Origin of the sequence: Cyclobacterium lianum, assembly GCF_900143075.1 — a bacterium.
Classification (GTDB): domain Bacteria; phylum Bacteroidota; class Bacteroidia; order Cytophagales; family Cyclobacteriaceae; genus Cyclobacterium; species Cyclobacterium lianum.
Genome location: NZ_FRCY01000009.1, coordinates 15,820 through 35,190 on the forward strand (window position 1 = coordinate 15,820; position 19,371 = coordinate 35,190).

A 19,371-nucleotide genomic window follows, 5' to 3' on the forward strand; every position below is an offset into this window, starting at 1 on the left:
GCAGATAAAGGTCATTGTCTGTGGCTGCAGGATGTTTCGGCCATTTATCTTTCTATTGCAAGGATTTCTTGTAAATTTACGGAGAGGAGCTGAAGCCTCATGTAGCCGGTAAACTTCATTCTTATGACCTGGATAATATTGTCAAGCCTGATTTTATTCGGTGCCCTGCTGGTATTGATGGAGATAATTTTCGTTCCCGGCACCACAGTGGTTGGTGCCTTGGGAGCCATCTTTACCGGTCTCGGCATCTATTATGCCTTCCTGCATTTACCGGCTACTACGGCCTATATGGTGACCACACTCACCATACTGGTCAATATAGGCTTTCTGATATACGGTTTTAAATCCGGGGTTTGGGGTCGTTTTGCTCTGAAGCAAACCATCATTAACCGCACCTTTGACGATAGACTTACGGGTTTGGAGACAGGTCAGAAAGGGCGGGCCTTATCCGATTTCAGACCATTTGGAAAGGTGGAAATAGGCGACAAAATTTATGAAGCCAAATCCGAAACGGGATTTATTTCTTCCGGAACGGAAGTAACCATAATCAAGATAGCAGACAATAAAATCATCATTAAACCGTAAACCATGGAAATTTCTAATTCGGCTTTTATTTTAATTGCAGCATTTGCCGGGCTGATATTGCTCTTTATATTCCTGTATTTTGTTCCGGTTAATCTCTGGATTACCGCAATATTTTCAAATGTCAAAGTGGGCCTGCTGGAGCTGGTGGGCATGCGCATCAGAAAGGTACCGCCCGGAGTGATCGTCAACTCCCTGATCACCGCCACTAAAGCCGGTCTCAACCTGACTACCAACGACCTGGAAACCCACTACCTGGCGGGCGGAAACGTGCCCAACGTAATCCGGGCTTTGATCTCCGCAGACAAAGCCAATATTTCTCTTTCCTTTAAACAGGCCACCGCAATAGATCTTGCCGGGAGAGATGTATTTGAAGCGGTGCAAATCTCGGTCAATCCCAAAGTAATCAACACCCCGAGCGTAGCAGCCGTAGCAGCAGATGGCATACAACTCATTGCCAAGGCCAGGGTGACCGTGAGGGCAAATATCGCCCAACTGGTAGGTGGTGCCGGTGAAGAAACCATTTTGGCCAGAGTAGGAGAGGGTATTGTCACTTCCATAGGCTCGGCCAAAAATCACAAAAGTGTTTTGGAGAATCCGGACAAAATTTCCAAACTGGTCCTGGAAAGGGGACTGGATGCAGGCACCGCATTCGAAATCCTCTCTATTGATATCGCTGATATTGACGTGGGATCGAATATTGGTGCCAAATTGCAGATAGATCAGGCCACAGCCGATCTGAAAGTAGCAGAAGCACGGGCCGAAGAAAGAAGGGCGATGGCCGTGGCACTGGAACAGGAAATGAAAGCCAGAAACGTAGAAATGAAAGCCAAGGTCACGGAAGCGGAAGCCGAAGTGCCCAAAGCCATTTCTGAAGCCTTCAGATCGGGTAACCTGGGCATCATGGACTACTATAAAATGGAAAATGTAAAATCTGACACCAGCATGCGGGATTCGATAGCCAATTCAGATGAAAGCAAATCAAGTGACCGTCCCAAAGGGACTGATAAAAAATAAAGCATAAAAAAGGGGGCTGTTCAGGCCCCTTTATTCTTTTTCTTTCTTTTTGCATTTTCGGAAGCCATTTCTTCCGTAGTAGGTGTGGTATTTTTGTCGCTTCTCGCCAGGATACGATCATTTTCTTTATCAAAGAGGATCTTACTGTAATACAAAGGCAAAACAAAATCCCCGTTTTCATCGATAACCCCGTAGGCCTCGCCTTTCCTCACAAGAATCTGGTCCGGGGCTTCCCTCCTGATCTCATCGTAGAAGGTAGTGCTGATCAATTCCCCATTTGCTTTGGCCATTCCCAATAGCCCCTTGTCTTCCAGTAAGAAGTATCCATTGCCGGTTCTGCTGATGCGGTCGCAGGAGTTTTCCAATCGCATCGCCCCCTGACGGTCGATCAGATTATACCTGCCATTTTGCACTACTATGGCTACGCCCTCGGAAAACGGTCCCACTTTGTCAAAGGAAAAAGGGATGGCCATTTCATCCGCTGGATTGACATAACCCCAATATTGGCCTTTTCTTACTTCTGCCAATCCCTCCGAAAAGGGCTTTACCTGATCAAAAACCGGAGATATAATAGTATCTCCGCGGGTATTGATAAAACCAAATTTTTCTCCAATGAGGGCTCCAAAAAGCCCCTCATTGCCAGGCTGAATCTTCCGGGCGGCGGTTGTGGGACGAACATCCCATTTACCGTCGGGACTGAGCAATCCGGTTTTTTGGCCCCTGAAGTGAACATTGTAGTGACGGCCCACCCTCCTTACCGAGTCCATTCCTACAATATCCAGCAGGATGCCGTCATGCTTCATGATCCGGCGCAGTTTGCCGTGGATATATTCCACCAACACATCCTCTTCCAGACTGATCCGGTGGAAACTATTGTACCGGATATCTGCATCGGTAGACAGGGCGTTGATCAGCAGGTACTCTGCTTCATTGCGGGCAAAAAAATAATTTTCATCCAGATGCTGGATTTCGTCTATGATAGGTTTGAGTATATAGTCCCCCTCCCGGTTGATCAGACCGTATCCACTGGCTTCTTCAGCGATGATTACATCCCTGCAGGGATCTTTGAGTGAAATGTATTGGTGTTCAGGGTTTGCAGAGAGGGGCAATACATAGGATCCACCAGACTGCCGGGCGATCACCTGCCCGTTTTTTGCAAAGCGGGCCATGGCAAAGCTTCCTATGGATCGGGTGATCCTTTTTCCCCGGTCATAAACGAAGTATTCCTGGCCTTTTCGGGCAAGAAGGAGGTTGTAGTATGTTTCAATATCATCATACGCTGCAGGCATCACCTTTTCTCCATATTCATGGAATGCCCCAAATGAATTGCCATTCCGGATGATGACCCAGGGTTCCAGGTATTGGTACAGCGTGGAGCTGTCCACGGTGGCGAAGGATTCATAATCCGGACCTAAAAACAACAAATTGTCTTCCCAGACATTGATTCTCAGAGCATTGCCCAGCAGGTGAATGTCCCCGTTAGAAATCTTCTTTTCCAGGTTTAATTGCTCGTCAAAAACCTCCCAAACCTGGCTTTGAGCCTGTCTGACATTTCCGAACAATGACAATACCACTAAAAATGAATAAATGTAACCTTTCTGCATACGACTCTCTTTGAAGTGAAAATAAAAATAACCTGAGCTTTTATCAATAAAAAATATACCTGTGGTAAAACGAAAAAAAACACCAAAAAGCAGACTACTTAAGCAAACTATTCTTTCTTTGCGTCCTGCTTTTTTTCCAAATCAAATAAGTCATTGATAATGTCGATCATCTCCTCCGCCTGATCTCTCTTACAGGCAGCTCTCAGTTGCACTACAGGTACTTTGAGGATCTTTTGCATCATGCTCCTGGTCACCTTATCAATGATGGCATACTGCTGTGTGTCGGCATTTTTCATGTACCGTTCCAGTTCCTCCCTGCGGATTTGTTCCAGACTGTTTTTCAACTTGTTGATGGTAGGAGAGACCATCATCTCTTTTTTCCAATCGTAAAATTCGCTGATATTTTCTTCTATGATCGATTCCACCTGGGGGATAGCAGCAGTACGCTTGCTCAGCGTCTCACTGGCTTTGCTCCGGATATTATCCACATTATAGAGCAAAACCCCGGGAATATCTTCTACAGCCGTATCGATACTTCTGGGTACGGACAGGTCTACCAGTAGCTTATAGCTCTTGATGTCAAAAGTGCTGACCAGCCCTTTGGTGATGAATGGCTCTGACTTCATCACCGAGGAAATGATGACGTCGGCATCTTTCATCGCCTCGAAACTGTCTTCAAAGGCTATGGCTTCAAAGCCATATTCCACAGCAAGGGCCTGGGATTTGGCATATGTCCGGTTGGATATCCTGATCTGTGCATCTGTCAGATAAGCCAGGTTTTTTGCCACGTCCTCACCGATTTCCCCCAGGCCTACCAGCAATATCCTGGGCTGATGCGTATTGGAAGTGAGCTCTTCTATCAATTCTACTGCCGCATAGGAGACCGATGCAGCACCGTCTCTGAATTGGGTTTCCTGAACCACCTTTTTGTTGGTAAAAAAGATAGTGTGCATGAGCCGGTGCAGGAATGGACCTGCCATTTCCATGTCTGCCGATGCCTGATAGGCGCGTTTGACCTGGTTGGAGATCTGCATGTCGCCTACCACCTGTGCTTCCAGACCCATCGCGACCCTGAAAAGATGCCTGATAGCAGATTTATCGTCTTCGAAAATATCAAAGTAATCCAGATACGCATTGGTGTTTGACAGGCCTTTCTCTAACCCGACCAGCTTGATGATCTCTGTAGAAAGATCCAATTCATGACTGTAATATACCTCGGTACGGTTACAAGTGGACAGAATCAAGGTATCTGTCAAGCTAAAAAAGTCTTTCAATTTGGTCAAAAGAGACCTGATGGCCCCTTCATCGAGAGATACCAGCTCCCTGATCTCAACCGGCGCATTTTTGTAGGATAGACTTAAAGCTTTAAACTTTGACTGCATAATAAAACACTTCCAATTGCAAATTTATTATAGAAAAGGGACGAATGGAATTAATTCCCTAAAGGGAGTTTAATTTATAATCCTTCTAAATAAATTTTTAATCCTTTTATCCACTTGCAATAATGCGAAATTTTGGAATATAATTCCAATAATATTAATTTATGGTGTCAATAGCTGGAATCAATGGCAGATAAACTGTTTTATTTTTTAAAATCTTATCTGGGTTTTACCCGTCGGGAGGCCCGCGGCTTCGTGTTTGTCGTGCCTGTACTGATGCTGCTGTATGCCCTTCCTTTTATGATAGGTACATATTATCGGGCGAGAAGCGATGAGGCCTATATCAGTTACCTGGAAAAGTTTGCCAGCCTGCAGGAGGACGGCTCCTATACATCACAGCCTACCGCTTCAGTCCTTTCGGGCATGGCGCAGGAAAAACAGCAGGAAAAGGAACACAGGGAACATGCAGCGCCCCGTACCGCACTAAAGGCTCCGGAAAGGCCTGGGTTAAACAAAATCAGCTTCTCGGAGACTTCTGCCGTGGAGCTTCAGTTGGTAAATGGGGTGGGGCCGGTATTGTCTGAAAGAATAGTGGCCTTCCGGAACAAACTCGGTGGGTTCTACCGGGCAGAACAATTGCTGGAGGTATATGGGGTTGATGCTGAGCTGGCAGGAAAGATCTATGCCACATTTCCTTTTGGAGCTGCTATTACCCAAAAAATTGATATCAATGAATCAGAGGTAGAGGAGCTTGCCAGACATCCCTATGTTGGCTTTGGAGAGGCCAAGGTGATCGTGGCCTACCGAAATCAACATGGGCCCTACCAAAGCGCTGACGAGTTGCTTCGAATTAAAATTTTCAATAAAGAATGGGTAGACCGGATTTCGCCTTATCTGGAATTTTGAAAAAAGCAGCCAGGGAATTTTTTATTATCAGCTAATTTCTTCCAATTTTGTTTTATGGAAGATCGGCTGGCTAATCCCTGCAATATCAGGCTCAATCTACCTTCTTTTGATTTTCGGGTCGAAGTGGCAGGCAATGGCAAATCGTATATCTTTGACCCTCTGAGGAAAAAAGAAATACTTTTGACTCCCGAGGAGTGGGTCCGGCAACACCTGGTCCAATACCTGGTGGTCTATCTGAAATACCCCAAATCGCTGATCGCGCTGGAAAGGGGGCTGATCTACAATACCCTCCGGAAAAGATTTGATATATTGGTATTGAACCGGTCAGGAGAAGCATTTTTTCTGCTTGAGTGTAAGGCTCCGGAAGTAAACCTGACGCAAAAGACCGTAGAACAGGTGAGCGTTTACAACCAGCAAATTAAGGCCCCATATCTGGGCATCAGCAATGGAAAAAAACACATTTGTATGGAATTGGATGATCGGTCTGGAATTTACCGGCAAATTGCCCATTTTCCTCCTTTTCCGAAGAATAATTAAGCCGGGCTGGCAGAAATTTTATCAAGTCAGTGACTTTGGTCATGTTATTTGCTAAATTTAGGCTATTGTTTCGAACAGTTTCTAAGCCTTACTATGAGCAAACCAGTCAAAAGTACTCCTTGTGAATTGTGCCTGAGCAGAAAATTCTCCATGTTTTCTGAATTGGGGGAAGAGCACTTGTGCAATATTTCGGACAACAAGAACTTCATCTCCCACAAAAAAGGACAGATCCTCTATTATGAGAATACCAAGCCTTTGGGGGTTTTCTGTGTGAACAGCGGAGTAGTAAAAATCTTTAAAACGGCATCCAACGGTAAAGAGCAAATCATCAGGCTGGCCCAAAAGGGAGATTTTGTAGGCTATACGGCCATGATTGCCGAGGAAGCATATACGACTACGGCGACGATCGTAGAGGACGCAAGAATCTGTTTTGTCCCTAAAGAGGTATTTCTAAAAGTACTGTCTGAAGACAATAATTTTCACCGCAGACTGACCCGGTCTCTTTGCCATGACCTGGGCCTGATGGAAAACCAGCTTACGGATGCCACCCAAAAGTCTATCCGTGAGCGGCTCGCCTTATCCTTATTGAAGCTGGGCGACAGCTATGGAGTGGATGGAGGTGACAAGCAAAGGTTAGACATTACCCTCACCAGAGAGGAAATAGCAGGCATTGTAGGTACGGCCACCGAGACCGTGATCCGCTTATTGTCGGAGTTTAAAAAAGACAGACTGATTGATTTGCAGGGCAAAAAGATCATTTTACTGGACCGGAAAGGCCTGGCACGCTTGTCTGATTTTTACGGGTAAATCAACCGACTAGGGAGTCAGCCCTGCAATAGGCTCCAGCTCCAGCTTTTTAAATTCTACCTCGGCGCCTTCCGCCTGTATGGCTACCTGACCGCGGCTGGCTGTAGCATTAAAGCCCTCATTGACCAGATCACCATTTACCCAGACTTTGACGCGGTCACCGAAACATTCGATGACCATCTCATTCCATTCTCCGGCCGGGTTTTCAGATCCATCGGTGAGGTTGAGGATCCTTCTGTTTTTCCCTTCCGTGACGCCCCAGTCTTCTTTCTTACCCCTTCTTGCTACCATGTTTTCCACGGCAATGTCTTCTACGATGCACCAGAAATCTCCTGCATTTTCATGCATCATCTGCACTTCGATAGACTTCGGAAACATATCATACAAGGCTCTGGGAGTAGAAGCGTGAACCAGGATGCCACAGTTTCCCGTTTCACCGGGAAACCTGTACTCGGCGGTAATGCGGTAATTTTCATACACATCGTCTGTAATGAGGTGACCCAGAGGCCGGCCCAGACTTACCAACATACCATCCCTTACGATAAAGGAAGGTCCGATGTCCGGATTTTTGTCTTTTTCGGGTACATCAGCATGCCAACCCGAAAGGTCCTTGCCATTAAAAATGGGCAGCCTTTGCGCCCATGCCTCAGCAGCAGAAATGATGGTTTGCAATAGCAAAAGACAGGCTAGAAATCTCATGGTGTTTTTGGGTTTGGCGCGAGTCTGCGGCGGCAACTCCGGAGATGCCGCCGCAGGAAGAAGAAATGGTATTTCAAATCAGGATTTAACCAATGAGGTTGCCCTCATCGTCCCATTGGGCGATGGTGCCCCTGGTGCTGATGTCCAGGTATACGTCCTTGTATTTGGGATCATTCTGAAGGCCATGCTTGGCCAGCACTTCCTCGGGTACGCCGTCCCAGGCATTGGGTTTGTTGCCTACATATCCCAGGTCTTTAAAACCTTCCTCGCTGGTAAAAAACCCGGTAGCAGTAAGGTTGCGGAGCATGTTAAAAAAATGCACTCCACCCTCATTTTCAGGAGCGGCTTCGTCGGGATAGGCGATCAGGTCAATGATCTGAATTTGTTGCTCTCCGCTGATATCCAGAAATTTACCACCAAACATTTCGTCGGATTTGTGGTCCAGCCATAGCAGGCCGCCGCGCATCGGTGTCTGGTAGCCAGGGATATCTTTCATCATGAACTCAATAAAATCCGGAACTCCTGCATCAGTAGCGCTTCCCGAAGTCTCGTCTGCAGGGATGATAATATCTACCAATACATCCAGTTTCTTTCGTTCTTCTTCAGTGAAAAAGGTGGCAGATTTGAGTTTCTCGTTGTATATGATTTCCTCCGGTGTCCTGCCATAACTGCCAAATTCTCCAATTTGCGGGTTGTGGGGGATCTCCGTGGTTTCGGGAGCTTCAGGCCCGCATCCCGTAAACAGAAAGCCCGATGCGAGTGACCCGGTGAATAAAAGCTTTAAATTTTCTCGTCTGTTCATGGCCTTATATGTTTTTCTTTTTAAGTTGATCTATAATGTATTCGGATGTCCTCCAGGAGAGTGCCAGTATGGTCCAGGTGGGGTTCTTGTCGGCTTGGGAAACAAAGGGTCCTCCATCTACGACAAAGAGATTTTTACAGTCATGGGCCTGGGAATACTTGTTCAGTACCGAGGTAGCGGGGTCATCCCCCATCCTGGTGGTACCCACTTCGTGAATGATCCTCCCGGGTTTGTGTAGCCCATATTGCTGCTCGGGTCCGGGCTTGTTGCCCAATATGATCGCTCCCATGCTGCCCAGGATCTCTTCAAAGGTCTCATGCATGTGCTGGGCCTGTTTCAATTCCTGATCTGTCCATTTGTAGTGAAATTTTAAGACCGGAATGCCGTATTTATCCACCACCTGATTGTCAATCTCGCAATAGTTGCTGTACTGGGGTATACTTTCTCCCCGACCAGACATGCCTACTGTACTACCATAGAATGTGCGGATATCTTTTTTGAGGCCTTCTCCATAGCCACCATTCGGGCGTGGATTGCCAAACTCATCCTTGATGTATTGGCGCATCGTGTCCATACCACCACCAAAGCCATAGGAGGGCATGCCCATTCCTCCCCAATATTCAATATGGTAACCCCGGGCAAAATCCAGGTCTTTTTCATTCAGCCACCAGGGGGTATACACGTGCATGCCACCCACTCCGTCTTCATTGTATCGCTGCCGGTCCATCATGTCTGGTAAAATGCCCATACGGTCAGCACCGGTGGAGTCATGCAGGTACCGGCCCACATGCCCGGAACTATTCCCCAGTCCATTGGGATGGGTTTTTGATTTGGAGTTCAACATGATCCTGGCAGATTCACAGGCTGAGGCACCCAATACGACGACTTTCGCATTGAGTTTATACTCTTTCATGTCCAGTTTGCTGATGTAGGTCACTCCGGTAGCCTGCCCCTGATCATTAGTCGTTACTTTTCTTACCATGGCCATGGTAAAAAGGTCTACCTGCCCCTTTTTCATCGCCGGCTTTACCAGACAGGTGCCCGAAGAGAAATCGGCATAGACCTGACAGGCCCTGTTGCACTGGCTGCAAAAAAAACAGGTGCCCCGCTCATTATTGACGGGTCTGGTAAGTATAGACAGGCGGGAAGGAATTACCGGAATATTGATTTTATCCGCCCCTTTTTTAATGCGCAATTCATGTAACCTGGGCTTGGGAGGAGGTAGAAAATAGCCGTCCGGCTCATTATTGATGCCTTCCTTGGATCCAAATACGCCAATCAGTTTGTCTACTTTATCATAGTAGGGAGCCACATCTTCGTAGCCTATGGGCCAGTTATCACCCAGCCCATCGAGGTTTTTTCTTTTAAAATCAAGGGGTCCAAACCTTAGGGAGATCCTTCCCCAATGGTTGGTCCGTCCACCCAGCATGCGGGACCTGAACCAGTCAAATTCGCTGCCCTGACCCCGGGTATAAGGCTCCCCCTCGATGTCCCAACCGCCAATGGCTGCGTCGAAGTCTCCAAAGGGCCTTACCGTACCTGCACCTCTTCTCGGCGATTCCCAGGGTGGTCTCAATTGGGTGCGGTGTTCTTCTTTGGCAGGGTCAAAATCAGCACCTGCCTCCACTACCGCTACTTTTAATCCGGCTTCTGCCAGAATCCTGGATGCCATTCCTCCGCCGGCACCTGAGCCAACAATGATCACATCATAGGCATCTGCAGCGGTCTGTATATGGATACTCATGTTTTTTTGTTTGATTAAAATTTTTCAAAAAGTAAGACAATTTTCGTAAAATAAAAAGCGAATTTGTCCGGACCTGTACCCCGGGCATCGATCTGCTTTTCTTTTTTTAACGGGAGATACAATTCTAAATCAGCGGTTCAAGATATTCCCACACCGTTGCCGCTACTAGCTGGTGGCCTTCAGCGGTAGGATGGATCCCATCCGGAAGATTCAAGTCTGGGTCACCGGCTACTCCTTCCAGTAAAAATGGGATTAGGGTCACGCCTTCTTCTTCAGCAATTTTTGCGTACATGCCCTGGAATTGATCCGTGTAGGATTGTCCCATATTGGGAGGGATTTGCATTCCTGCCAGCAAAATTTTCGTTTCCGGATACTTGTTCTTAACTGAACGGATGATTTCTCTGAGATTTTTTTCGGTTTCCTCCAGAGGAATGCCCCTCAGGCCATCGTTCCCTCCCAGTTCGAGTACAAAAATTTCCGGTTTTTCTTCGAGGAACCAATCCAGCCGGCTCAGTCCGCTCGCCGTGGTTTCACCACTCAGTCCTCCGTTGATGACACGATAATCCAGATCCAGGCTGTCAAGCCGTGTCTGTATCAGTGCAGGAAAAGCCTCGTCTTCCTCAATTCCATATCCGGCCGTCAGGCTATTTCCGAAAAAAAGGACTGTTTTTCGTTCCCGCTGATCCTCCACCTCAGGGTTTGCTATTGCTGTGGTGGATTCCTGGTTTTTTTTCTGGCTGCAGGAAAATCCCAGCAAAAGTAACAATAGATAAAGCCGAAAAAGGGAAAAGACGTTTTTCATGGGTATTGAATTTAATTTAAATGGGCGGTGTTAAAATTACTAAACTTAATTCACTATTGTTTTTCTTAACAGGTTTTTTCTGTTTATTTGAAAGCTATGAATATTTTAAAAGTAGAAAACCTGACCAAAACCTACCGTAGTGGTAACCGCTCGCTCACGGTTTTGGACCAGGTCGATTTTGAGGTGGCGCTTGGAGATACCTTGTCCATAGTGGGACCCTCAGGGAGTGGTAAAACAACGCTGCTCGGGCTTTGTGCAGGGCTGGATGTAGCCAGTTCCGGGTCTGTAATCCTGGGAGACAAGGCTTTGGAAAAGATGGACGAAGACCAAAGGGCAGCCATTCGAAACCAAATGGTGGGTTTCATTTTTCAGAATTTTCAATTATTACAAACCCTCACGGCCCTGGAAAACGTGATGGTGCCCCTGGAGCTCAAAAAAAGGAAGGACGCAAGAGCCAAAGCAACAGCCCTGCTGGAGAAAGTAGGTTTGGGAGACCGCATGACCCACTATCCCAGCCAGCTTTCAGGAGGCGAGCAGCAGCGCGTATCTATCGCCAGGGCATTTGCCAACGAGCCGCAAATTCTTTTCGCTGATGAACCTACAGGTAACCTGGATACCGAAACCGGAGAAATGGTTGAAAACCTGATTTTTCAATTGAATAAAGAAGAAGGGACTACCCTGATTCTGGTCACCCATGACCTGGAGTTGGCCGCAAAAACACATCAGTCCATACACATCAAAGGAGGTAAATTACAGGAGGCGGTCAATGGTTGATTGGAATTGGTCGTTTTTAATGGCGAAAAGGGAGCTGCGAAAGACAGGCCTGAAACTTGTCCTCTTTGTGTCGGCCATAGTAATTGGAATCGCCGCCCTGGTGGCAGTCACTTCTTTTGGTGATAACCTGAGCAAGGATATTGATAACCAGGCCAAAGAACTTCTGGGCGCTGATCTTTCTCTGGAGAAACGCCAACCTGTTGATTTTCCGGAAATTGAAAGCCAGGCCACCGAAAAAGCCTATGAAGTAAACTTTGCTTCCATGGTATATTTCCCCAAGGTGGGCGAAAGCAGACTTACCCAGGTAAGAGCCCTGGAAGGGAATTTTCCTTTTTACGGGGAGTTGGAGACGCTTCCCGAATCAGGAGAAGCGGAGTTTAGGAAGGGGAGGAAAAGGGCCCTGGTAGAAAAAACCCTGATGGCCCAGTTTGGGGCCCAGGTGGGTGACAGCATCAAAGTGGGAAATGTGACCCTGGAAATTGTCGGCTCGCTTCAGAGAGTTCCGGGGCAGAATGGCATTACCGCTACCGTAGCGCCGGCAGTATATATTCCTATGGATCAACTGGAGGCTTCGGGTCTGGTCCAATACGGCAGCCGTATAGAGTACGTACATTATTTTAAATTCCCGGAAGAGCTGGAGATTGAGGCCCTGGTTTCCGAATATGAAGAGCAATGGGATGAGGATAAGGTAGACCATGAGACTGTACAATCTCAAAAGAATTCTACAGGCAGGTCCTTTCAAAACCTCACCAATTTCCTGAGCCTGGTGGCTTTCATTGCCGTTTTGCTCGGCTGTGTAGGCGTGGGCAGCGCCATCAATGTGTTTGTCAAGGAAAAATTACCTTCGGTGGCTGTATTGCGGTGTCTGGGCGTAAGGTCAAAAGAGATCGTGCTGGTGTACCTGGTCCAGATTACGATCATGGGGCTCCTGGGATCTCTGTTAGGAGCGGCACTTGGGGCGTTTTTGCAATTTCTGCTGCCATTTGTTTTCAGTGATTTTCTGCCCGTGGAAGTGAGTGTACAGATCTCCTGGAAAGCGGTGATCATGGGTACCCTGACCGGCGTGTTGATTTCCATTCTTTTTGCCCTGATGCCCCTGCTCAAAATCCGGAAGGTTTCGCCCATGATGACACTCCGCCCCGACGACCAGGCTACGGGTCTGGGAAAGGACCCGCTTCGCTGGATGGTACTTTTTACCATTCTCCTTTTCATTTTCGGATTCAGTTATTTTCTGCTGGAGGAATGGGACGAGGCATTGTGGTTTACGGGATATGTGCTGTTTGCCTTTGGCGCACTTTGGTTGCTCGCCCTGGGTACCATGAAGGCCATCCGTCGTTTTCTGCCCATATCTCTGAATTATCCTGCCCGACAGGCATTGGCCAACCTCTACCGGCCCAACAACCAGACAGTGTCTTTATTGGCCACAATCGGATTGGGAACAGCCATGATCGGTACGCTTTTCTTTATCCAGAATCAGTTGTTGGACGAAGTTCGTTTTGCCGATAAGGGAGACCAACCCAACATGTTGTTTTTTGATATTCAAACCCACCAGGTAGATAGCATGAAAGCAGTGTTGGGGGACAATGGCCTCCCGATTTTGCAACATGTTCCTATCGTGACCATGGGTGTCTCGGAGGTCAATGGTCAGACACGGGACGATAATGAGCAATTGCCCGATGAGGAGAGACGGTCAAATTCGATGTACAACAGGGAGTTTCGGGTAACCTACCGGGATACCCTGATCAGGACAGAAGAGTTGATTGCCGGCAAATTGATTCCATACAGTAGCGAGGCTGACAGCATTTTTATCTCTATGGAAGAAGGTTACGCCAACAGGAATAAAGTGGAGTTGGGAGATGAAGTGGTATTCAATGTACAGGGCAGACCTCTGACAACTTATGTGGGTAGCTTCAGAAAGGTAAATTTCAGACAGGTGTCGACCAATTTTCTGGTCGTATTTCCAGATAAGGTATTGGAAAATGCTCCGAAGTTCCATGTATTGATTACAAAAACAAAGAACGATCAACAGTCGGCTGATATCCAGAATCTGATGGTTCGACAGTTTCCCAACGTTTCCGTGGTCAATCTCAGCATGATCGTAGAAACCCTCGAAGACATCCTTAGTAAGATCAGCTTTGTTATCCAATTTATGGCACTGTTTAGCATTTTGACAGGTATACTGGTATTGATCAGTTCCCTGCTAATCAGTAAATTTCAGCGTATCCGGGAGAATATCTTATTGCGGACGATAGGTGCAGAACGGCCCGTACTGCTGAAGATCAATGCATTGGAATACTTTTTTCTAGGTAGTCTGGCAGCCGGGGGAGGGCTCGTGCTGTCGGTAGTCGCTGCTTTCCTGCTGAGCTATTATGTGTTTGAGATCAGCTTCCGAATGGAATGGCTGCCACTGATGCTGGTTTTTGGGGTGATCACACTCCTTACGGTATTTCTAGGCTGGATCAATAGCCTGAGCATCCTGAAAGCGAAAACCATGGACATCCTGAGGACCTGATCCGCCGCCTCGAAATCGCTTTTTTTGAGTTTTTTTTAAAAAACCTACAGCAAGTGAAACCTTTCCCTTGTAATAAATGTATATACATTAAATACATTCAGATATAAATGAAAATCGAAGACGAGATAAAGCAAAAACCTTTTAAAGACGCCTACTCCAAGGCCATGGTTAACTTGTTGTATACGAATAGTTATCTGGTCACGGGACAAAGTCGTCTTTTCAAGCCCTTCGGTTTGTCTCCGGAACAATACAATGTGTTGAGGATATTGAGGGGACAGCATCCCGACCCGATTACGGTCTCCTCCATTCAGGACAGGATGCTCAACAAGATGAGTAACGCGTCCAGACTGGTAGAGAAACTGAAACAGAAAGAGATGGTACAGAGAAAGGAATGTGCCGAAGACCGCAGGCAGGTTGACATCACCATTACGGCAAAGGGTCTGGATACCCTGAGTCAGTTGGAAAATGAAGTAAGAAAATTCAACAAAGACTATATCCATTTGTCTGAAGAAGAGGTAGATCAGCTAAATAATTTGCTGGATAAATTAAGGGGATAAAAAAATTTGCTTATAAAAATGTATATACATAATATGTTATAATCTATAAAATTATCATTTTCAATCCAAACCATTAAATTTTAAAATTATGAGTACTAACAAATGGATCATCGATCCCACACATTCGGAGGTTTCTTTTAAAGTAAAACACCTGGTAATATCAACGGTGACAGGTTATTTCAGAAATTTTGAAGGGGAGGCGCATACAGAAGGCGAAGATTTTTCCGGAGCAGATGTACGTTTTGCAGCGGATACCGATAGCATAGATACCAACCAGAAGGATCGCGATGCGCACCTGAAATCTGCCGATTTTTTTGATGCCGCCAATCATCCCCGGCTCGTATTTTCCAACGGGAAGCTGGTAGAAGAAGATGGAAGCCTGGTATTGAAAGGAGAGCTTACCATAAGGGAAACTACCAGACCGGTATCTTTTGAAGTAGAGCATGGCGGTGTAGCAGTAGATGGTTACGGTCAGACCAAGGCTGGGTTTGAGCTGGAGGGAAAGATTTCCAGGAAAGCTTTCGGACTGACCTGGTCTGCGGTGACGGAGGCAGGAAGTGTAGTTGTCGGCGACGAGGTGAAAATCCTGGCAAGTATACAACTGGTGAAACAATAATCATGTAACTTTAATCCGGGTTCTGGCATCTTTCAGGACCCGGATCAAAACCAATCGATCATGGAAAATTTAATTTCCGGTATACATCACATCACCGCCATTGCATCGGATCCGCAGCGCAATGTAGACTTCTACACCCAGGTGCTGGGTTTGCGCCTGATCAAAAAAACCATCAATTTTGATGCGCCGGGGGTGTATCATTTCTATTTCGGCACCGAATCCGGAGACCCGGGGACGATTCTAACCTTTTTTCCCTTTAAGGCTGCCGCAAAAGGAAGACGTGGGTTGGGTGAAATGACTTTTACCTCTTTCGCGGTTGGCCCGGATTCCCTGGACTTCTGGAAGGAAAGGTTGCGCGCTCTTGGTATTCCTCATTCTGATACCCTTGAGCGGTTTGGTGATCCGCTGATCCGGTTTACAGACCATGATGGGATGGGCATAGAGCTGGTATCCGTGCAGCATGACCAGCGGTCCGGTTGGTCCGGAGCCGGTGTGCCGGAGGCGCATGCCATCAAGGGCTTTTTTGGTGCCACCCTGAATATACGGGACTACAGGCCCACAGCAGAGGTCTTGACGGAAATGTTGAATTATACCCTGATGGAGAAAGAAGAGGGTAGGCGTTACCGTTATGGGATAGAAGGCCGGCCCGCAGAGACAGTAGACCTGATCGTAGCAGATCCGGATTCGCCTGCGGTCCAAAGTGCCGGCTCGGTTCATCACCTGGCCTTTCGCACCGCCGACGGGGCGCATCAACTCACCGTTCAAAGGAAATTGCAGGATTTCGGTCTGCCCGTAACAGAAGTGAAAGACAGAAACTACTTCAAGTCCATTTATTTCCGGGAGCCCGGAGGGGTATTGTTTGAAGTAGCCACCGATGAGCCGGGGTTTTTGATTGATGAATCCGAAGAAACTCTGGGAAGCGCTTTAAAGTTACCAGACTGGGCTGAGCCACAACGAACACGAATCGAACAGCAACTGGACCCTATCCGGGTCGATTACAATGCATCATGGAAGAATTAGTAAGCGCAGGACGAAGTTTAAGAGATGCCCGGAAAATTGCCATACTGATCCATGGCAGGGGTGCAAATGCGGCTGGAATGCTGGGTGTAGCTGATGCTTTGGCCATGGAAGATTTTGCCCTGTTAGCTCCTCAGGCTCCCGGCAATACCTGGTATCCCTTTGGTTTTATGGTACCTGAAAGTGAAAACGAGCCCTATCTGAGTCGATCCCTGAAACTGATCGAAAATTCCGTGCAGCAGGTCCTGGATCATCACAGATCCCTTCAGGAGCTGTATTTTGTTGGCTTCTCGCAGGGCGCTTGTCTGGCTCTGGAGTATGTAGCCCGACATCCTTCGGCATATGGAGGTGTTATTGCTTTTACCGGAGGACTGATTGGCCAGACACTCGCAGAAGATCGCTACCAGGGAGATTTACGAAATACTCCTGTATTTATCGGGGCCGGCCGCAATGATTTCCATGTGCCATTTTCCAGAATTGAGGCGACGGATCGAATCCTGGGTCAAATGGGTGCAAGGGTGAAGGTGGCAGGTTTTGATGACCGCCTCCACAGTATTAGGGAAGATGAAATCGATATGGCCAGGCAGTTTGTACTGGATTTTGGATAGCTGGGTTTTTTGGCGCGGGATTTGACTAAACTTTCGTCAGTGCGCTCCGTAAAGAGCTATATCCATTTACCATATTTCCGAACATGATGAAACAGGTTATTTTGTTTTTGTTACTTTTCAGTCCGGCGGGAGTTTTTGCGCAGGAGAAGGCCCAGATTTCCGTAGAGGGCAGAAGTGAGATCAAGGTCCTGCCAGACGAAGTTTTGATCACAGTCTCCATTGCCGAAAAAGCGATGGAAACCAGTAAGGCCACTTCAGCTCTCAATGAAAAGGCAGCGCTGGTAACCAAGGCACTCGAAGATAGCGGGGTCGCTGCCTATGAGCTCACAGCAGACAATTATTACGTGAACGTGAATAGGGTTTTTACCAAAGGCACGGCTAGAGACAGCGGCTATGTAGCCAGCCAGAATATCAAAATTCTCGTGAAAGATACGGGGGAGGAATTGGTAAAAATAGTTGAAGCATTGCATGCGGCTACTGATATGTCCTTCCGGATGGAATACAGGCTTTCTGAGGAAGTAAGGAAAAGCTACCAGGAAGAATTGCTGCAATTGGCTATAGCAGATGCCCAGAGAAAGGCCGCTGTCATCGCCAAATCGCTGGATATTGAACAAATCGCCGTATTTAAGGTTAATTATCATTCGGGCGCATCGTTTGAACCGGTGGTTTACAGGGCGGAAGCCATGAGGATAAAAGGTGCCGACCAGACTGCGCCACCTACATTGGAACCGGAAGAACAAACCCTCACCGACCAAATCAGCCTGGTATTTTCATTCTGAAAAGGACGAAGCCTGTGCCTTCACGGTACATTGCAGACATCCTGCATAAATTCAAAGAGGACTGGATAGGTATAGGGTATTTTCAAAAGCGCTAATGGGATCACTAAAAGACAATTTAAAACCTATGAAAAATGTCAGCGTTCTGGATTTTTTGACCCAATTGGCCGCAAACAACTCCAAAGAATGGATGGATGCCAACAGGACCTGGTATGAGGAGGTTAAACAAGCTCATTTAGACAATGTGGCCGAAATCCTCGCAGGATTGAGCAGGTATCAGCCGCAATTTTCGGACCTGCGGCCCAAAGATTGCGTATTTCGTCAAAACAGGGATATCAGGTTCAGTGCCAATAAGCTGCCTTACAAAACCAATATGGCGGCTTATTTTGCGATAGGGGGGAAAAAGTCCGTCGGGCCTGGATATTATCTTCACCTGCAACCCGGAGCAAGTTTTGTCGGCGGGGGCATTTACATGCCTGATGCCGAAACCCTGAAAAAAATAAGGCAGGAAATTGATTATTCTGGCAAAGAACTGGAAAGCATTCTGACAGCCCCGCAATTTCGTGATTTTTTTGGCGATATGGAGGGGGAAAAACTGAAAACATCTCCCAGAGATTACGACAAAGACCATCCATTTATCGGCTATCTGAAATACAAGAGTTTTATCGTGTCCAGGCCCATCTCTGATGGGGATATTCAATCCGGGAAAACAGTAGTGTTGGCTTTGGCTGCCTTTGAAAACATGAGGCCATTTTTTAATTTTCTCGAAAGGGCCGTTTCGGCGCCTGAAGACGAAGCATTCTTACTCTAAGTCAGAGCAGGTATTTTTCGATGGCCTGAGCGACTCCATCTGCTTTGCTATCGGCGGTGCAATCGGCAGCCACAGCCTTTACTTCCGGCCGGGCATTGCCTACAGCTATTCCCAGGCCCACACTTTCCAATAACGCAATATCATTGAAATTGTCCCCGAATGCCATAACCTCAGACATGTCGATGCCATACCGTTCGAGAATCAAACTCAGGCCGGTGGCTTTAGATATGGAAGCAGGGGCAATCTCTATGTAAGTATCTTTGGAGCGGTATAGATGGAGGCTGGCCAGAAAATTCTGCTCTAAATTGCGGTATAGCAGCTCAATTGATTCAGCATCACCCATGCACATGACTTTGTGTGCTCCACCGCCATTTTTTTTCCAGCTGTCGACTACCCGGTGATTATCCAAAAGAGATGCCCTGACCTTAGTGGCTGTCTCCTCTTTTTCGGTCCATTTGTCCATCCTCGGTGCGTACCAATTATTTTCCGAATACAGGCTGATATGTATGTCCATACCATCGGCCATCTGTACGATCCTCCGGCACAGGTCTGCCGTTATGCAGGTTGAGCTCAGGGTTGATGCCTGAGTTTGAGAGGGGTCGACAACGAATCCTCCGTTATAGGAAATGATGGGGTTGTTTTCGCGTTTCAGGTCTCGCTGCAGGTGTGTGATGGCTGCCGGCATTCGGGATGAAGCCAGAATAACCGGAAAGTCTTGGGGCAATGAGGCAAACACCTTTCGGGTGGTCGGTGAAATTTCCCTGTTTCCGTCCAGAAGTGTCCCGTCTATATCTGAACAAATAGCTCTGATCTGCATGTGC

General features: G+C 47.2%; 20 protein-coding genes. 13 read left to right on the plus strand and 7 right to left on the minus strand.

Translation table 11 applies throughout. The features are described 5' to 3' along the window. Nucleotides 1-123: 123 nt before the first annotated feature. Entirely contained in the window at nt 124-585 is a 462-nt protein-coding gene (locus BUB19_RS14740; RefSeq protein WP_073095343.1) for an NfeD family protein, read from the plus strand. A 3-nt stretch (nt 586-588) separates the two neighbouring features. Continuing rightward, complete coding sequence (gene floA / locus BUB19_RS14745) at nt 589-1,599, plus strand: flotillin-like protein FloA (protein WP_073095344.1); 1,011 nt, start codon at nt 589-591, stop codon at nt 1,597-1,599. Nucleotides 1,600-1,619: 20 nt separating this feature from the next. Here the strand turns inward: floA and BUB19_RS14750 are convergent, their stop codons facing one another. Together BUB19_RS14750 and hemA are read right to left on the minus strand one after the other, a co-directional pair. Next, entirely contained in the window at nt 1,620-3,203 is a 1,584-nt protein-coding gene (locus tag BUB19_RS14750; protein WP_073095345.1) for a WG repeat-containing protein, read from the minus strand. 107 nt (nt 3,204-3,310) lie between these two features. Further along, on the minus strand, nt 3,311-4,585 hold the full coding sequence (gene hemA, locus BUB19_RS14755; protein ID WP_073095346.1) for a glutamyl-tRNA reductase: 1,275 nt from the start codon (nt 4,583-4,585) through the stop codon (nt 3,311-3,313). Nucleotides 4,586-4,768: 183 nt separating this feature from the next. Here hemA and BUB19_RS14760 point away from each other — a divergent pair, with 183 nt between their 5' ends. The 3 genes from BUB19_RS14760 (at nt 4,769) to BUB19_RS14770 (ending at nt 6,832) form a co-directional block, all read left to right on the plus strand. Next, nucleotides 4,769-5,488, plus strand: coding sequence for a ComEA family DNA-binding protein (locus BUB19_RS14760; protein WP_073095347.1), 720 nt, complete (start codon nt 4,769-4,771; stop codon nt 5,486-5,488). Nucleotides 5,489-5,542: 54 nt separating this feature from the next. Next, nucleotides 5,543-6,025, plus strand: coding sequence for a type I restriction enzyme HsdR N-terminal domain-containing protein (locus tag BUB19_RS14765; protein ID WP_073095348.1), 483 nt, complete (start codon nt 5,543-5,545; stop codon nt 6,023-6,025). A gap of 93 nt (nt 6,026-6,118) precedes the next feature. Then, nucleotides 6,119-6,832 (plus strand): Crp/Fnr family transcriptional regulator, encoded by a 714-nt coding sequence (locus tag BUB19_RS14770; protein ID WP_073095349.1) that lies wholly within the window; start codon nt 6,119-6,121, stop codon nt 6,830-6,832. 9 nt (nt 6,833-6,841) lie between these two features. On the opposite strand, the gene BUB19_RS14775 is transcribed toward BUB19_RS14770, so the two are convergent. The 4 genes from BUB19_RS14775 to BUB19_RS14790 form a co-directional block, all read right to left on the minus strand. Then, entirely contained in the window at nt 6,842-7,531 is a 690-nt protein-coding gene (locus BUB19_RS14775; protein WP_073095486.1) for a 3-keto-disaccharide hydrolase, read from the minus strand. A gap of 85 nt (nt 7,532-7,616) precedes the next feature. Next, nucleotides 7,617-8,333, minus strand: a complete 717-nt coding sequence (locus BUB19_RS14780) for a gluconate 2-dehydrogenase subunit 3 family protein (protein WP_073095350.1) — start codon at nt 8,331-8,333, stop codon at nt 7,617-7,619. A gap of 4 nt (nt 8,334-8,337) precedes the next feature. Continuing rightward, nucleotides 8,338-10,077, minus strand: a complete 1,740-nt coding sequence (locus tag BUB19_RS14785; RefSeq protein ID WP_073095351.1) for a GMC oxidoreductase — start codon at nt 10,075-10,077, stop codon at nt 8,338-8,340. A 124-nt stretch (nt 10,078-10,201) separates the two neighbouring features. Continuing rightward, complete coding sequence (locus tag BUB19_RS14790; protein WP_073095352.1) at nt 10,202-10,879, minus strand: arylesterase; 678 nt, start codon at nt 10,877-10,879, stop codon at nt 10,202-10,204. A gap of 96 nt (nt 10,880-10,975) precedes the next feature. Here BUB19_RS14790 and BUB19_RS14795 point away from each other — a divergent pair, with 96 nt between their 5' ends. The 8 genes from BUB19_RS14795 (at nt 10,976) to BUB19_RS14830 (ending at nt 18,550) form a co-directional block, all read left to right on the plus strand. After that, the gene (locus BUB19_RS14795; RefSeq protein ID WP_073095353.1) at nt 10,976-11,653 is read left to right on the plus strand and encodes an ABC transporter ATP-binding protein; all 678 of its coding nucleotides are present in this window, start codon (nt 10,976-10,978) and stop codon (nt 11,651-11,653) included. Further along, nucleotides 11,646-14,165 (plus strand): ABC transporter permease, encoded by a 2,520-nt coding sequence (locus BUB19_RS14800; protein WP_073095354.1) that lies wholly within the window; start codon nt 11,646-11,648, stop codon nt 14,163-14,165. The genes BUB19_RS14795 and BUB19_RS14800 overlap by 8 nt, the downstream gene beginning before the upstream one ends. Before the next feature lie 107 nt (nt 14,166-14,272). Further along, nucleotides 14,273-14,722, plus strand: a complete 450-nt coding sequence (locus tag BUB19_RS14805; protein ID WP_073095355.1) for a MarR family winged helix-turn-helix transcriptional regulator — start codon at nt 14,273-14,275, stop codon at nt 14,720-14,722. An 88-nt stretch (nt 14,723-14,810) separates the two neighbouring features. Further along, a complete protein-coding gene (locus BUB19_RS14810; protein ID WP_178371502.1) occupies nt 14,811-15,338 on the plus strand; it encodes a YceI family protein in 528 nt (175 codons plus the stop codon). A gap of 60 nt (nt 15,339-15,398) precedes the next feature. Further along, a complete protein-coding gene (locus BUB19_RS14815) occupies nt 15,399-16,358 on the plus strand; it encodes a ring-cleaving dioxygenase (RefSeq protein WP_073095357.1) in 960 nt (319 codons plus the stop codon). Next, the gene (locus BUB19_RS14820; protein WP_073095358.1) at nt 16,346-16,963 is read left to right on the plus strand and encodes an alpha/beta hydrolase; all 618 of its coding nucleotides are present in this window, start codon (nt 16,346-16,348) and stop codon (nt 16,961-16,963) included. The genes BUB19_RS14815 and BUB19_RS14820 overlap by 13 nt, the downstream gene beginning before the upstream one ends. Nucleotides 16,964-17,046: 83 nt before the next feature. Beyond that, entirely contained in the window at nt 17,047-17,742 is a 696-nt protein-coding gene (locus BUB19_RS14825; protein WP_245802864.1) for an SIMPL domain-containing protein, read from the plus strand. 124 nt (nt 17,743-17,866) lie between these two features. Beyond that, nucleotides 17,867-18,550: a DUF2461 domain-containing protein gene (locus BUB19_RS14830; protein ID WP_073095360.1), complete on the plus strand. Its 684-nt coding sequence runs from the start codon at nt 17,867-17,869 to the stop codon at nt 18,548-18,550. 1 nt (nt 18,551) lies between these two features. Here the strand turns inward: BUB19_RS14830 and BUB19_RS14835 are convergent, their stop codons facing one another. Then, nucleotides 18,552-19,367 (minus strand): Cof-type HAD-IIB family hydrolase, encoded by an 816-nt coding sequence (locus BUB19_RS14835; protein ID WP_073095361.1) that lies wholly within the window; start codon nt 19,365-19,367, stop codon nt 18,552-18,554. Nucleotides 19,368-19,371: the final 4 nt, after the last annotated feature.